The 12,953-nt window shown below is 72.2% G+C and carries 16 protein-coding genes; 11 read left to right on the top strand and 5 right to left on the bottom strand.

Annotated elements, in window-relative coordinates:
- Positions 1-309 precede the first annotated feature (309 nt).
- Both ACLQ2V_RS07535 and ACLQ2V_RS07530 read left to right on the top strand, forming a co-directional pair.
- Positions 310-903: a type IV toxin-antitoxin system AbiEi family antitoxin domain-containing protein gene (locus ACLQ2V_RS07535; protein WP_425717625.1), complete on the top strand. Its 594-nt coding sequence runs from the start codon at positions 310-312 to the stop codon at positions 901-903.
- Positions 904-1,008: 105 nt separating this feature from the next.
- The gene (locus ACLQ2V_RS07530) at positions 1,009-1,782 is read left to right on the top strand and encodes a nucleotidyl transferase AbiEii/AbiGii toxin family protein (RefSeq protein WP_425717624.1); all 774 of its coding nucleotides are present in this window, start codon (positions 1,009-1,011) and stop codon (positions 1,780-1,782) included.
- A gap of 76 nt (positions 1,783-1,858) precedes the next feature.
- On the opposite strand, the gene ACLQ2V_RS07525 is transcribed toward ACLQ2V_RS07530, so the two are convergent.
- Positions 1,859-2,143 carry a hypothetical protein gene (locus ACLQ2V_RS07525; protein WP_425717623.1) on the bottom strand — a complete coding sequence of 95 codons (285 nt, stop codon included), beginning with the start codon at positions 2,141-2,143 and terminating at the stop codon, positions 1,859-1,861.
- Positions 2,144-2,384: 241 nt separating this feature from the next.
- Between ACLQ2V_RS07525 and ACLQ2V_RS07520 the strand changes: the two genes are divergently transcribed.
- Together ACLQ2V_RS07520 and ACLQ2V_RS07515 are read left to right on the top strand one after the other, a co-directional pair.
- Positions 2,385-3,173 carry a helix-turn-helix domain-containing protein gene (locus tag ACLQ2V_RS07520; protein WP_425717622.1) on the top strand — a complete coding sequence of 263 codons (789 nt, stop codon included), beginning with the start codon at positions 2,385-2,387 and terminating at the stop codon, positions 3,171-3,173.
- On the top strand, positions 3,164-3,352 hold the full coding sequence (locus tag ACLQ2V_RS07515; protein ID WP_425717621.1) for a DUF397 domain-containing protein: 189 nt from the start codon (positions 3,164-3,166) through the stop codon (positions 3,350-3,352). The genes ACLQ2V_RS07520 and ACLQ2V_RS07515 overlap by 10 nt, the downstream gene beginning before the upstream one ends.
- A gap of 8 nt (positions 3,353-3,360) precedes the next feature.
- Here the strand turns inward: ACLQ2V_RS07515 and ACLQ2V_RS07510 are convergent, their stop codons facing one another.
- Positions 3,361-4,320 carry an alpha/beta fold hydrolase gene (locus ACLQ2V_RS07510; protein ID WP_425717620.1) on the bottom strand — a complete coding sequence of 320 codons (960 nt, stop codon included), beginning with the start codon at positions 4,318-4,320 and terminating at the stop codon, positions 3,361-3,363.
- Positions 4,321-4,376: 56 nt separating this feature from the next.
- Between ACLQ2V_RS07510 and ACLQ2V_RS07505 the strand changes: the two genes are divergently transcribed.
- The 4 genes from ACLQ2V_RS07505 to ACLQ2V_RS07490 all read left to right on the top strand — a co-directional run bounded on the left by ACLQ2V_RS07505 (position 4,377) and on the right by ACLQ2V_RS07490 (position 8,214).
- Positions 4,377-5,837, top strand: a complete 1,461-nt coding sequence (locus ACLQ2V_RS07505; RefSeq protein ID WP_425717619.1) for a menaquinone biosynthesis decarboxylase — start codon at positions 4,377-4,379, stop codon at positions 5,835-5,837.
- Positions 5,837-6,751 (top strand): menaquinone biosynthesis prenyltransferase MqnP, encoded by a 915-nt coding sequence (mqnP, locus tag ACLQ2V_RS07500; RefSeq protein ID WP_425717618.1) that lies wholly within the window; start codon positions 5,837-5,839, stop codon positions 6,749-6,751. The genes ACLQ2V_RS07505 and mqnP overlap by 1 nt, the downstream gene beginning before the upstream one ends.
- Positions 6,752-6,859: 108 nt before the next feature.
- Positions 6,860-7,216, top strand: a complete 357-nt coding sequence (locus ACLQ2V_RS07495; RefSeq protein WP_425717617.1) for a GntR family transcriptional regulator — start codon at positions 6,860-6,862, stop codon at positions 7,214-7,216.
- Entirely contained in the window at positions 7,213-8,214 is a 1,002-nt protein-coding gene (locus ACLQ2V_RS07490) for a DUF1648 domain-containing protein (protein WP_425717616.1), read from the top strand. The genes ACLQ2V_RS07495 and ACLQ2V_RS07490 overlap by 4 nt, the downstream gene beginning before the upstream one ends.
- Positions 8,215-8,263: 49 nt before the next feature.
- Here ACLQ2V_RS07490 and ACLQ2V_RS07485 read toward each other — a convergent pair whose 3' ends face one another.
- Positions 8,264-9,226: a terpene synthase family protein gene (locus tag ACLQ2V_RS07485; RefSeq protein WP_425717615.1), complete on the bottom strand. Its 963-nt coding sequence runs from the start codon at positions 9,224-9,226 to the stop codon at positions 8,264-8,266.
- Between the two features lie 144 nt (positions 9,227-9,370).
- On the opposite strand from ACLQ2V_RS07485, the gene ACLQ2V_RS07480 reads away from it, so the two are divergent.
- Complete coding sequence (locus ACLQ2V_RS07480; protein ID WP_425717614.1) at positions 9,371-10,000, top strand: UbiX family flavin prenyltransferase; 630 nt, start codon at positions 9,371-9,373, stop codon at positions 9,998-10,000.
- 67 nt (positions 10,001-10,067) lie between these two features.
- Here ACLQ2V_RS07480 and ACLQ2V_RS07475 read toward each other — a convergent pair whose 3' ends face one another.
- Positions 10,068-10,334, bottom strand: a complete 267-nt coding sequence (locus tag ACLQ2V_RS07475; RefSeq protein ID WP_425717613.1) for a BldC family transcriptional regulator — start codon at positions 10,332-10,334, stop codon at positions 10,068-10,070.
- 268 nt (positions 10,335-10,602) lie between these two features.
- Here ACLQ2V_RS07475 and ACLQ2V_RS07470 point away from each other — a divergent pair, with 268 nt between their 5' ends.
- Positions 10,603-11,061, top strand: coding sequence for an Lrp/AsnC family transcriptional regulator (locus ACLQ2V_RS07470; protein ID WP_425717612.1), 459 nt, complete (start codon positions 10,603-10,605; stop codon positions 11,059-11,061).
- An 85-nt stretch (positions 11,062-11,146) separates the two neighbouring features.
- Complete coding sequence (locus ACLQ2V_RS07465) at positions 11,147-12,238, top strand: PLP-dependent cysteine synthase family protein (protein ID WP_425717611.1); 1,092 nt, start codon at positions 11,147-11,149, stop codon at positions 12,236-12,238.
- Positions 12,239-12,321: 83 nt separating this feature from the next.
- Here the strand turns inward: ACLQ2V_RS07465 and ACLQ2V_RS07460 are convergent, their stop codons facing one another.
- The gene (locus tag ACLQ2V_RS07460) at positions 12,322-12,951 is read right to left on the bottom strand and encodes a putative glycolipid-binding domain-containing protein (RefSeq protein ID WP_425717610.1); all 630 of its coding nucleotides are present in this window, start codon (positions 12,949-12,951) and stop codon (positions 12,322-12,324) included.
- Positions 12,952-12,953: the final 2 nt, after the last annotated feature.

Below are 12,953 nucleotides of genomic sequence, written 5' to 3'. Positions count from 1 at the left end.
TGTATAACTACACTTCTAAGAACTGTAGTTATAAGAAATGCGGTGATCGCGGACGGCACCCGCCTGCCGCTGGCCGGTGCCGAGGGCTTCACCGGCGAGCTGTACGGGCCGGAGGTCGTCCTGGTTGACGCCGTCCAGCTGTGCTCCGACTGATCCGCAGGCGGCGCGAGCCGGTGACTCTGATGCTGGGCCGGAGAGGCTGCGCAGCGGTCGAAGCCGGCAAAAGGGTGTATAGCGAGCGGAACTTTAGTTTCCGTTAACGTGGCGTCCTGAAACTAAAGATTTCCTTTAGTTTGTTACCGTCGGTTCGTGCTCTCGGACCGTCTGGCGCTCCGCCGTAGGCTCTTCGGCCTCGCCGGTCGTCAGCATGGGTTCTTCACCGCCGCTCAGGCCGTCGAAGTCGGATACTCGCACCAGGCGCAGAAGCACCACGTCGACTCGGGGAACTGGCTGCGGGTGGGCAGGGGAGTGTTCCGGATCTCAGAGTGGCCGGCGCAACAGTTCGACCACCTCGTCCGTTTGACGCTGTGGAGCGGCGGGGTTGGCGTGGTGAGCCATGCCAGCGCGCTCTCCGCACATGACCTGGGGGAGGTCGATCCGGGGCGGGTGCACCTGTCCGTGCCGACGCGATTTCGGCGCACGACGGCGGGGACAGTCCTGCACCGGCCGCTTCCTCCCGAGGAGCACATCGAAGATCGAGATGGATACCGCGTGACGACACCAAGCAGGGCTCTTGCCGAGTGCGCTGAGGCAAGGATCGAGCAGCAATGGCTGGACAGTGCCGTCGGCGATGCGCTGGAACGCGGCCTGACCACGCCGCGCCGACTGCGCGACGCCGCCGCTCAGTTGGGCCCAACAGCGGAGCTCGGCATCCATGTTGCGCTGACAGCCTCGGACCGATGAGCGGCAAGTACTCAAGCGCCTCCGCCCTGCGCGCGGCCCTGGACGTCCGGCTCCTCGACCCGCGCGCGGACGCTGGGCCGCGACCCGAACTGGCTTCGTCGTCGGTTGGCCTTCGCCCGGCTCCTCGTCCGGCTCGTCAACGAGAACGCCGACGCCTGGGTGCTCAAGGGAGGGATGGCGGTCGAGCTGCGCCGTCCGGGGCTTGCCAGGTCGACGCGCGACCTCGACTTGGTGCTGCGTCCCGGACTCGTGAGTGATCCGGCCGACGGCGTGGAACTGCACGAGGTTCTCGTCGACGCGCTGCTCGCCGACCCGGACGGCGATGCCTTCGTGTACTCGGTCGCGCAGCCGGTCCGGCTCCGCGACGACGCCTACGGACGACCGGCGTGGCGGTTCCCGGTCGACTGCCGTCTCGCCGGTCAACTCTTCGCGAAGCTCAAGCTCGACGTGGTGGCACGTCCGGAGGAGATCGGCGGGGTGGAGCGGCATATCCTGCCGGACGACCTGGCCTTCGCGCAGATCCCGACCCGCTCGGTCTGGGTTGCCGACCTGCGCCAGCAGTACGCCGAGAAGCTCCACGCCTTGACCCGGCTGTACGAAAGCGGGGAATCGAGTCGAGTCAGAGACCTGATCGACCTGGTCTTGCTGGTGGAGGACGGTGTGCCGGCGGATGCCGCGCTCGTCCGGCGAGTGCGCCACGTCTTCGCGGTCCGACAAACGCATTCCGTGCCAGAGGATCTTCCGCCTCCACCTTCGGCGTGGACCGCGCGGTACGCGCCGATGGCCGCAGAGATCGGCCTCGTGGTCACCTCGGCCGATGCGGCTGGTGAGATCGTGCGCCGGCACTGGCGACAGGCCCGCGCCGCCCAGGAAGGGTGACGGCCCAGTTCGGAGGGACCCCAGCCCAATCGGTTGAAGGGCAATTGTCGGTGAGTAGTCCCGGTGATCGGGTCTGTCAGTCGGTCGGGGTGCGGGGTGTGCGGAGCGTTGCCCAGCCGAGGAAGCGTGCGTGCAGCGCTCCGGGCTTAGGCGCGTCGTGCGCGTCGATCCGGTGCAGGTCCTCGACGGCGTCGTACAGCATCCCCGCGAGGTAGATCGCCAGGGCGATCCGGCTGTTGCGGTAGTCGGCCAGGAGGGTCAGCCGGGCCGTGCCGCAGGGCCACGGCCCACCGCAGACCCGGCAGAGCCAGAGCGGGCGAAGGGGGATGTGGAGTCGCGTGGGCTGCGCGGAGCCGGTCATCGCGCTCTCCTCTGCTCGGCAGTTGACTGACCTGGATGGCAGGGCCGTCCGTCGCCGACGTGCCGGACGGCCCCGCCACGGTTGCGCCCGTCCTTTCGGGTCGGATCCGGGCGGTTCCGTTGTGCACAGTCTGGCCAGGACGCCGCTACGGTGAGAAGGCGATCGGTCGCCCTGTGTGCCGGGCGGGGTCGCCGGTGAGGGCCGTGAGGAACGCGGGACGCGATGGTGAGGAGACGTGCGGATGGACGAGCGCCTACGGGTGTTGATCGAGGAGCTGCGGGAGATGCGGGCCGCCCGGAAGATGACCCAGGAGGACCTGGCGAAGGCGATCAGCTATTCGCCGTCGACCGTGGCGATGGTCGAGACCGGGGCGCGTAAGCCGCCGCCGGACTTCTGGGGCCTGGTCGACGTGGCGCTCGACACCGGGGGCGCGTTCGCCCGGATGCTGGCCCGGTTCGGGTCGCCGCAGTGGATGCGGGAGTGGGAGGCCAACGAGCGGCAGGCCACCGTGCTCCGCTCGTTCCAGAACACGGTGGTGCCGGGGCTGCTCCAGACGGCGGCCTACGCCCGCGCCCTCTTCCGCAGCGTCGGCCTCTTCGACGAGCCGGAGGTGGAGCGACGGGTCGAGGGGCGGCTGGAGCGGCAGGCGGTGCTCGCCGGGGAGCGCCCGCCGCAGCTCGTCGCGGTCCTCGACGAGCACGTGCTGCGCCGCCCGGTCGGCGGCCCGCTGGTGATGCGGGAGCAACTGCTGCGCCTGGTGAAGGTGGCCACCGAGCACCCCCGGGTGCGGCTGCACGTCGTCCCCGCCGAAGTCGGCGCGTATCCGGGTGTCGCGGGGGCCTTCGTGCTGGCTACGCTGCCCAGCGGGGAGGACGTCGGCTATCTGGATGATCAGCTCAAGGGCCAGGTGATCGACCACGTCGAAGACGTGCTGGCGGTCCGGTCGGCCTGGGAGTCGATCCAGGGCGAGGCGCTCCCGCCCCGGCAGTCCATCGATCTCTTGGCGGAGGTGGCGAAGTCATGGAGTTGACCGGCGCGCGGTGGCGCACCAGCACCCGGAGCAGCACCAACGGCGGCGACTGCGTCGAGGTGGCCGACAACCTTCCCGGCGTGGTCGCCGTCCGCGACAGCAAGGACCGCGCCGGTGCCGTGCTGACCTTCGCCCCGGCCGCCTGGCGAGCCTTCGTGACCATGGCCCGCACCCGCTGACCCCGGCCCTAGCCGCGTAGGAAGGGCAGCAGCAGGGCGGTCAGCTCGGTCGGGCGCTCCTCGAAGAGCCAGTGGCCGCACTCCTCGACCACGTGGCCGTCGACCGTGCGGGCGTACCGGCGCACCTGGTCGGCGATCTGCCCGCCGAGGCTGGCCGCCGCGCCGACGGCCAGCACCGGCATCGGCAACGGTCGCTCCCGGTACGCCGCGTTGTCCGCGACGTCCTGCCCGAAGGCCCGGAAGTAGGCGAAGCTGGCCCGCAGGTGCGCCGGGTCGCGCAGGTGCCGGGCGTACTCCTCGATGTCGTCCGCGCCGATGCTGCCCTTTTGGATCATGAGTGAGTCGGTGAAGCGGTCCACCCAGAGCGACTCCCGGCCGGCCACCAGCTCCTCCGGCAGGCCGTTGGCGAGGTTGAAGAAGCCGAAGTTCCACACCCCCGGCCCGGCGGCGGTGAGCGCCGGGAAGGCGTAGATGCTCTCGTCGGGGATCGGCGCCTCGGTCAGCACCAGCCGCGACACGTCGTCGGGGTGGGCGGCGGCGTAGGCGTACGCGACCATGGTCCCGACGTCGTGGCCGACCAGCCGCAGGTCGCCGGTCAGGCCCAGGCCGGTCAGCAGCCCGTGCAGGTCGGCGGCGAGGGTCAACTTGTCGTACCCGCCGGGTGGGGCGTCGCTGTCGCCGAAGCCGCGTAGGTCGGGGGCGATCACCTGGTACGACTCGGCGAGCTCCGGCAGCAGCCCGCGCCACATCCGCCAGCACTGCGGATAGCCGTGCAGCAGCACGAGGGTCGGCCCCCGACCGCCCCGGACGTAGTTGATCGCCACGTCGCCGACTCGGGCCCGCTGCTCGGTGAACCCCGCCGGAACCCGTCCGTCGCCCATCGCCGCCCCCGTCTCGATGCCGCCGGCCGACCACCCGGCCGCCGCCACCCGGACCAACGAGCGGCGGTCGGGTGGGGAGACGCACACGTCCGGGCCCCACCCGGCGTGGGCGGTGCCTGCCGTGGTGCGGGAGACTGGCTGTCATGGCGGCACGTGGCTTCCCGTACAGCGACCTGAAGGACTTCCTCGCGGCCCTGGAGCGGGCGGGGGAGCTGCGGCGCGTCAGCGTCCCGGTCGACCCGACGCTGGAGATCAGCGAGATCGTCACCCGGACGGTACGGGCCGGCGGGCCGGCGCTGCTCTTCGAGCGGCCCACGCGGGGCGAGATGCCGGTGGTGATCAACCTCTTCGGCACCGAGAAGCGGATGGCGATGGCGCTCGGGGTGGAGCGCCTCGACGAGGTCGGCGAGCGGATCGGCAACATGCTCAAGCCGGAGCTGCCGATGGGTTTCTCCGGGATGATGGACGGCCTCGGCAAGGTCATGCAGCTCAAGTCGATGCCGCCGAAGAAGGTCAAGACCGCCCCCTGCCAGCAGGTGGTCTACCGGGGCGACGACGTCGACCTGGGCCGGCTGCCGGGGTTGCAGATCTGGCCGGGCGACGGCGGGATCTTCCACAACTTCGGGCTGACCCACACGAAGCACCCGGAGACCGGCAAGCGCAACCTGGGGCTCTACCGGCTCCAGCAGCACTCGCGCAACACCATCGGCATGCACTGGCAGATCCACAAGAACTCGACGGCCCACCACGCGGTCGCCGAGCGGCTCGGCCAGCGGCTGCCGGTCGCCATCGCCATCGGCACCGACCCCGCCGTCGCGTACGCGGCCAGCGCGCCGCTCCCGGCCGACATCGACGAGTACCTGTTCGCGGGCTACCTGCGCGGCGAGCGGGTCGAGATGGTCGACTGCCTGACCGTCCCGCTGCAGGTGCCGGCGCACGCGCAGATCGTGCTGGAGGGGTACCTGGAGCCGGGCGAGCGGCTCCCCGAGGGGCCGTTCGGCGACCACACCGGCTTCTACACGCCGGTGGAGCCGTTCCCGGTGCTGCACGTCGAGTGCATGACCATGCAGCGCGAGCCCGTCTACCACTCGATCGTCACCTCCCAGCCGCCGCAGGAGGACCACGGCCTCGGCAAGGCCACCGAGCGGATCTTCGCGCCGCTGCTGCGCTTCCTGATCCCCGACATCGTCGACTACGACCTGCCGGCCGCCGGGGTCTTCCACAACTGCGCGATCGTGTCGATCCGCAAGCGCTACCCGAAGCACGCGCAGAAGGTGATGAACGCGATCTGGGGCGCGCACATGATGTCGCTGACCAAGCTGATCGTGATCGTCGACGAGGACTGCGACGTGCACGACTACCACGAGGTCGCGTTCCGCGCCTTCGGCAACGTCGACTACGCCCGCGACCTGCTGCTCACCGAGGGCCCCGTCGACCACCTCGACCACGCCTCCTACCAGCAGTTCTGGGGCGGCAAGGCGGGCATCGACGCGACCCGCAAGCTCCCCACGGAGGGCTACACCCGCGACTGGCCGGAGTCGATGACCATGACGCCCGAGGTGGTCTCCCTGGTCGACAAGCGCTGGAAGGAGTACGGGATCTGATGAGCGCCACCGTCGCCGAGCCCGCCGCACGCCCCGGCCGGGTCAAGTCCTTCCTCAAGCTCGTCGCGATCGAGCACTCCGTCTTCGCCCTGCCCTTCGCGTACCTGTCGGCGCTGACCGCCATGCAGGTGCACGGCGGGCGGGTGCGCTGGCTGGACCTGCTGCTGATCACCGTGGCGATGGTCGGGGCGCGGACGTTCGCCATGGCCGCCAACCGGATCCTCGACCGCCGCATCGACGCGCGGAACCCGCGTACGGCCGCCCGGGAACTGGTCACCGGGGCGGTGAGCGTGCGGACGGCGTGGACCGGCGCGGCCGTCGCGCTGGTGGTCTTCCTCGCCGCCGCCGCCCTGCTCAACCCGCTCTGCCTGGTGCTCGCGCCGCTCGCGGTGATCCCGCTGGTGGTCTACCCGTACGGCAAGCGGTTCACCAACTGGCCGCACGCGATCCTGGCGATCGCCCAGGCGGTCGGGCCGGTCGGGGCGTGGCTCGCCGTCACCGGCACCCTCGACGGCTCCTGGCCGGCGTGGCTGCTCGGGCTGGCCGTCGGCCTCTGGATCGGCGGCTTCGACCTGATCTACGCCTGCCAGGACGCCGAGGTCGACCGGGAGATCGGCGTGCACAGCGTGCCCGCCCGGTACGGGCTGCGGTTCGCCCTGCACGCCTCCACCGTGGCGCACCTGGTGACCTTCGCGGCGTTCATCTGGTTCGGGGCGCTGATCGGGTTCGGGTGGCTCTGGTGGATCGGCCTGGCCCTGACGGCGGTCGCGTTCGGCTACCAGCACGTGGTGGTCACCCCGACCGACCTGAGCAAGGTCAACCGGGCGTTCTTCACCGCGAACGGCTTCGTCGGCATCGCGCTCTTCGTCTTCGCCCTGCTCGACCTGGTGATCCGGCTGGGCCTGCGGGCCTGACCGCCGCAGGGGTGGCGGCAGCGGCGGCGGTGCGATCGGGCACCGCCGCCGTTCGCGTATCAGCATGACTGCTTGTTCTGTTAGCACTAGAACAAGTAGTCTTTGGACATGCTCTTCCGCGTCGACCCCTCGCTGAACGAGACGCTCTTCGCCCAGCTTGTTTCGCAGGTGCGCCTCGCTGTTGCCCAAGGCGTGCTCCAACCCGGCGAGCGGTTGCCCGCCGCCCGGGAACTCGCCGCCTCGCTCGACCTCAACGTGCACACCGTGCTCCGCGCCTACCAACTGCTCCGGGAGGACGGGCTGATCGAGCTGCGGCGCGGTCGCGGCGCCATCGTCACCGCCCGGCCCGCGGCCGACCACGCCAAGCTGCTGGCCGCCATCGACGAGGTGGTGCGCGAGGCCCGGGCCCTGCGCTTCTCCCCGGAAGCCACGGCCACCCTCCTCAAGGAGGCGTTCGCATCATGACCACCGGCACCGAGCAATCCCGCGTCCCGCACCGGCGGACGCGCCGCGTCGGCCTGGCGGTCACCGCCGCCGGGCTCTCGATCCTGGCCGTGGCCGCCGCCGTGGCCCTCTCCTGGCGTGCCGAGCTGCCCGACCCGGTCGCCACGCACTGGGGAGTCCGGGGCGAGCCCGACGGCTTCACGTCCCTCGACGCTTCTCTCTGGGGCGGCTTCGGCCTCGGCGCACTCCTGGTGCTCGGCTTCGGAGCGGTCACGACGCTGTGGGGGCAGTCGGCGGTGAACCGCCGCGTCGGCGCGGCCACCGCCATCTGGGCGGCGCTCTTCATGGCGCTGCTCCAACTCGGCACCCTGCACGCGCAGCTCGGGCTGGCCGATGCGCGCGACGCCGGCGGCATCGGCGGGACGCTCACCCTGGCGCTCGTCGGCTCCCTCGCTCCGGCCGTGCTCGTCGGCCTGCTCCTGCCCGGTGATCCGCCCCAGCCGACCGGCGCACCCGTCGCGGCCGAGGCGGCCCGCGTCCCCCTGGCGACGAGCGAACGGGCGGTATGGATCGGGCACACCGACGCGGGTCCGGCTGTCGTGGTCGTGGGTGCCCTGTCCGTCGTCGTGCTGGTCGGCCTCGCCGTCGTCAGCGGCATGTGGGGGCTGCTGATCGTCGCGGCGCTGCTGGTCGGGCTCTTCGTGGTGATGTTCGCCTTCACCGTCCGGGTCGACGAGACCGGCCTGCTGGTCCGATCGTCGACCGGCTGGCCGCGCACCCGCGTCCCCCTCGACGAGGTGCTCCGCGCCAGTGTCGTCCAGGTCCGCCCGGTGCGCGAGTTCGGTGGCTGGGGCTGGCGGGTCGGGCGCGGCGGCCGGCTCGGCATCGTCCTGCGTGCGGGCGAGGGCCTGCTGGTCGAGCGGACCGGCGGACGCTCGGTCGTCGTCACGGTCGCTGGCGCCGGCACCGCCGCCGCCCTGCTCAACAGCCTCGCCGACCGGCGTCGCCGGACGCCGTGACCCGACCGGCGTCGCCGGACCCCGGGACCCGACCGGCCGGTCTCCCCGGTCAGGTCCCGGAGGCCGAGTACCGGTCGCTCTCCAGCGACCAGTCGATCGTCGCGCGCACCGAGTCGGCGATCCCCACAACGTGCGCGGCGACCGCCGGGTCCAGCTCCGGGCCGAAGGCCGGGATCGCGGCCCGGAGCTGCATGAACCGCCCCATCGTCGCGCGCCAGCGCTCCACCGCCGCCGCCACGGCCTGATCCTCCGGCAGCCCCTGCTCGCGGGCGATGGCCAGCACCAGGTTGTGCCCGCCCGAGGTGACCCGGTCGGTCTCCAGCGACACCAGGTCGTTGAACCAGGAGAGCAGGTCGTTGCCGGTGGCCGCCAGCGCCCGCAGCGCCGGGTGGTGGTAGACCGCGTCCGGCAGCGCGTGACCGGTCACGAACTCGATCATCGTGTACGACACGTACGCCGCCGAGGTGGCCCGGCGCAGCGCGACGTACTCGGCGACGCCGGGGGCGTGACCCCGGGCCTTGTTCTCCGCCTCCACCCGGTTGCCCGCCAGGTGCTCCGCGACGGCGTCGACGAAGCGCTGCTGCCAGGCCGGCGGCATCCGGGTCCGCGGCACCCGCCAGGCGTCCACGAGCATCCGGCGCAGCGGCCCCCGGAACCCCGCCGGGCGGGAGCGGGGCCCGTCGCGCAGCACCCGGAGCACCCCGGCCCGCAACGCGGCGACCTCCGGGCCGCTGGCCCGGTGCGGCCCGTCGCAGGCGTCGTCGAGCAGGAAGAACCAGGTCCAGAGGGCCGAGACCGTACGCAGGTCGACGGCGCTCGCGTCGGGATAGAGCCGGCCGGCGTACCAGGCGATGCGACCGGCGTCCAACCGGCGCAGCGCGACGTCGTCCAGCGGCAGGTCGAAGCGGCGGACCCAGCCGGCCAGCCACTCCTGGGCCGCCTGGGTGTGCGGGGACCGCCGGGAGGGAAGGGGACATTCGGCGCGTAGTGCACGGGCTGCCGCCGCCGTCATCGGTCCTACCGCCTCCTCCGGTCGCTGCTCAGCGGTGATCCACCACTCCGAGCATGGCAGAGATCGGTTTCCGGCACGTTCCCCGGACCGGGCGGCAGGTGGGGCCACGGCGCGGCGCGGGCGCGGACCAGGCAGGCTGGAGGCATGCGTGAACCATGGGTGGTGGGAGTCTCCGGGGCGTCCGGCACGCCGTACGCGGCGGCCGTCGTGCGGGCGCTGCTCGACGCCGGCGAGGCGGTGGACCTGGTGGTCTCCCGGGCCGCCCGACTGACCATCCTCGACGAGACCGGGCGGGCCTTCCGCGACGCGCACTGGGCCGACGACCTGGCGGCCTGGCTCGGCCGCGACCTGGCCGACGACGACCTGCGGCACTGGCCCCCCGGTGACCTCGCCGCCGGCCCCAGCAGCGGCTCCTACCGGGTACGCGGGATGGCGGTCGTCCCGGCCAGCACCGCGGCCTGCGCCGGCATCGCGATCGGGCTCTCCAAGGACCTGTTGCAGCGGGCTGCGGAGGTCAACCTCAAGGAGCGCCGGCCGGTGGTGGTGGTGCCCCGCGAGACGCCGGTGACCCGCAGCCACCTGGAGCACCTGATCGCCCTGCTCGACGCGGGGGCGGTGGTGCTGCCGGCCAGCCCGGGCTTCTACGGCGCCGGGGCGGCCGCCTCCGCCGAGCAGCTCGTCGACTTCGTGGCGGGCAAGGTGCTCGACGCCCTCGGCGTGCCGCACACCCTGTTCCGCCGGTGGGCCGGCGAGCTGGGCGCCGGCCGCCGCTGAGCGCACCGGCGCGTGTGTCGGGACGCGGACCGGGCGGACCGGCCCGCGTGCCCGTCAGTGCACCTGGTCAGTACATCCCGGCGTTGGTCGGGCCGGGGCCGGTGGGCGCTGCGGGGCCGGCGTTACGGGTCTTCCCGATGTCGTCCGCCTCGTCCAGCATGCCCTCCCCTTCCAGCAGGGCCCGCACCTCGGATTCCCGAAACCGGCGATGCCCGCCTGGAGTCCGGATGCTGCCGATCCGGCCGGCCGCTGCCCACCGCGTGACAGTCTTCGGGTCCACCCGAAACAGCGCAGCGACCTCACCCGGTGTCAGCAGGCGATCTCCAGTGTCCACAGCCCCCTCCTCGCGTCGACGAAGCCCCCGGCTGAACACACTGCCCCCGGCCGGTGCGAGCCCAGAGCCGTCATGAGGGACGTATGGCAATTACAGCACCAGCGACCTGGCCTGTCCGCCAAACGCGAAAAAAGCACTGAGTGGGAAGTTAGTAAATGTTACCGGCGACGGGCCTCTCTGACGCGTGGTCCGTGGACACTCACCTGCTGTCATGTGCAACGTGTGCCGCGCGTCGGACGTTACGCCCGGACCACTAGGGTCACAGTCCGTGGACGCCATCGACCGAAGCCTCGTCGAGCTGTTGCAGGGCAACGCCCGACTGTCGTACGCGGAGCTGGCCCGCCAGGTCGGCCTCTCCGCTCCAGCCGTGCACGAGCGGGTGGGCAAGCTGGAGAACAGCGGGGTGATCCGGGCCTATCGGGCGGAGGTGGATGCCGAGGCCGTCGGCCGTGGGGTGACCGCGCTGATCGGGATCGTCGAGGACTCCGGCGGGGACACCGACGACGTGCTGGAGACGTTCCGGTCGATGCCCGAGATCGAGTCCTGCTACTTCATGGCCGGACGCGAGTCGTTCCTGCTCAAGGCCAGGGTGGGCACCATCGCGGAGCTGGAACACCTCATCGTCCGGCTGAACCGGACCCCGGGCGTGGCCTCCACCCGCACCGGGATCGCGCTGTCGACCAAGTGGGAGAACCGCCCGCAGCCGATCACCCCGCCCACCGCCTGACGCGCCCACCGCCTCACGCGCCCACTGCCTGACGCCCGGCGAACCGGCGGTGAGCTGGGCGGATTCGCTTGCTACGTTTGCGAGCATGACTCATCTCGACGGGCGCGACGAGGCCAGCCGGAGGTGGGTGACCGAGGCGATCGCCGCCGTCGAGGCGGACGCCAACCGGTCCGCCGACACCCACCTGCTGCCGTTCCCGCTGCCCCGGCAGTGGCAGATCGGCCTCTACCTCAAGGACGAGTCGGTGCACCCCACCGGCTCGCTCAAGCACCGACTGGCCCGCTCGCTGTTCCTGTACGGGCTCTGCAACGGCTGGATCGGCCCCGGGACCACGGTGGTCGAGGCGTCGTCGGGGTCGACGGCGGTCTCCGAGGCGTACTTCGCCCGGATGCTGGGGCTGCCGTTCATCGCGGTGATGCCGGCGTCCACCTCGCCCGAGAAGATCACCCAGATCGAGTTCCAGGGCGGGCGCTGCCACCTGGTCGCCGACCCGGCCGAGGTGGTCGTCGAGGCCCGCCGGCTCGCCGGGCGCTCCGGCGGGCACTTCATGGACCAGTTCACCTACGCCGAGCGCGCCACCGACTGGCGGGGCAACAACAACATCGCCGAGTCGATCTACGCGCAGCTCGCGTTGGAACGGCACCCCGTGCCGGCCTGGATCGTCGTCGGGGCCGGCACCGGAGGCACCAGCGCGACCATCGGCCGCTACACCCGGTACCGCCGACTGCCCACCAAGCTCTGCGTCGTCGACCCGGAGAACTCGGCCTTCTACCCGGCCTGGCAGGCCGGTGACTGGTCGGTGCGCACCGGCCAGGGCTCCCGGATCGAGGGCATCGGTCGGCCCAGCGTGGAGGCGTCGTTCCTGCCCGCCGTGGTGGACCGCATGGTGCAGGTGCCCGACGCGGCCTCCCTGGCCGCCATGCGGGCCGGCTCGGCGCTGCTGGGCCGCCGGGTGGGCGGCTCCACCGGCACCAACCTGTGGGGCGCGTTCTCGCTGATCGCCGAGATGCTCGCCGAGGGCCGCACGGGCTCGGTGGTCACCCTGATCTGCGACCCGGGGGACCGCTACGCGGACACCTACTACGCCGACGAGTGGGTCGCCCGGCAGGGCCTCGACCTCGCCCCGCACCTGGCCACGATCGACCGCTTCCTCGCCACCGGCACCTGGCCGGCGTGAGCGGCGGGCCGGCCCTGTCCCGGCCGGCCGGGGGCCTCAGCGGGCGGGGCCTCAGCGGGCGGCGGCCTCACCGGCCGGGGGCCTCAGCGGGCGGTGACCCGCTCGGCCAGGCCCGGGTACCGGATCACCCAGCCGGCGGGGTCGATCTCCAACTCGGTGGCGAAGGTGCCACTGGTGAAGCGGACCCGTCCCGGGCCGAGCGCCGTGTAGACCTGCTCGGCGGCGACTACCGCCAGGCTGGGCACCAGCACCCACGCCACCGTGACCCGGTGGGTCGTCGCCGGGGTCGCGCCGGCCAGCCCGAGCCGGCGTACCGCGAGGGTGTTGAACAGCGGTGAGCCGCCGAGGTCGACGTCGAGCGCGTCGGCCAGCCGATCCTCCTCGTCGGTGCCCGGCAGCCCGGCCGATGGACGCCCGGCCGCCCGCAGCGCCGCATCCAGGTCGCCCTGCTCGGAGGTCCGCACCCGCCACCGGCCGCCCGCCGGTTCCAGCCGTACGCTCCGCTGCCAGCCCGCCCCCTCCACCTCGACCTCGACCCGGCGGGTCACCCAGTCCGGCCCGGTGGCCACCTGGTAGCGGCAGGTGTAGGGGATCGGGTCGACGGCGACCGCGACGCCCCGGGCGGTGAGCCCGTTGCCCTCGTCGAGCACGGCGTGCTCCGCCCCGGCGGTGTCCGTGCGGGCCCAGAAGAGCGACTTCGGCAAGCTCGGCATGA

Source organism: Micromonospora sp. DT233 (assembly GCF_049841815.1).
Taxonomy (GTDB): Bacteria; Actinomycetota; Actinomycetes; order Mycobacteriales; family Micromonosporaceae; genus Micromonospora.
This window is presented reverse-complemented; position numbering and strand designations above follow the sequence as displayed.

What these genes read in the sequence shown, in the direction of transcription:
- ACLQ2V_RS07525 (WP_425717623.1), bottom strand. Translation starts at nt 2,143, where the DNA reads ATGACCGGCTCCGCGCAGCCCACGCGACTCCACATCCCCCTTCGCCCG.
- ACLQ2V_RS07520 (WP_425717622.1), top strand. Translation starts at nt 2,385, where the DNA reads ATGGACGAGCGCCTACGGGTGTTGATCGAGGAGCTGCGGGAGATGCGG.
- ACLQ2V_RS07515 (WP_425717621.1), top strand. Translation starts at nt 3,164, where the DNA reads ATGGAGTTGACCGGCGCGCGGTGGCGCACCAGCACCCGGAGCAGCACC.
- ACLQ2V_RS07505 (WP_425717619.1), top strand. Translation starts at nt 4,377, where the DNA reads ATGGCGGCACGTGGCTTCCCGTACAGCGACCTGAAGGACTTCCTCGCG.
- mqnP (WP_425717618.1), top strand. Translation starts at nt 5,837, where the DNA reads ATGAGCGCCACCGTCGCCGAGCCCGCCGCACGCCCCGGCCGGGTCAAG.
- ACLQ2V_RS07495 (WP_425717617.1), top strand. Translation starts at nt 6,860, where the DNA reads ATGCTCTTCCGCGTCGACCCCTCGCTGAACGAGACGCTCTTCGCCCAG.
- ACLQ2V_RS07490 (WP_425717616.1), top strand. Translation starts at nt 7,213, where the DNA reads ATGACCACCGGCACCGAGCAATCCCGCGTCCCGCACCGGCGGACGCGC.
- ACLQ2V_RS07485 (WP_425717615.1), bottom strand. Translation starts at nt 9,226, where the DNA reads ATGACGGCGGCGGCAGCCCGTGCACTACGCGCCGAATGTCCCCTTCCC.
- ACLQ2V_RS07480 (WP_425717614.1), top strand. Translation starts at nt 9,371, where the DNA reads ATGCGTGAACCATGGGTGGTGGGAGTCTCCGGGGCGTCCGGCACGCCG.
- ACLQ2V_RS07465 (WP_425717611.1), top strand. Translation starts at nt 11,147, where the DNA reads ATGACTCATCTCGACGGGCGCGACGAGGCCAGCCGGAGGTGGGTGACC.
- ACLQ2V_RS07460 (WP_425717610.1), bottom strand. Translation starts at nt 12,951, where the DNA reads ATGCCGAGCTTGCCGAAGTCGCTCTTCTGGGCCCGCACGGACACCGCC.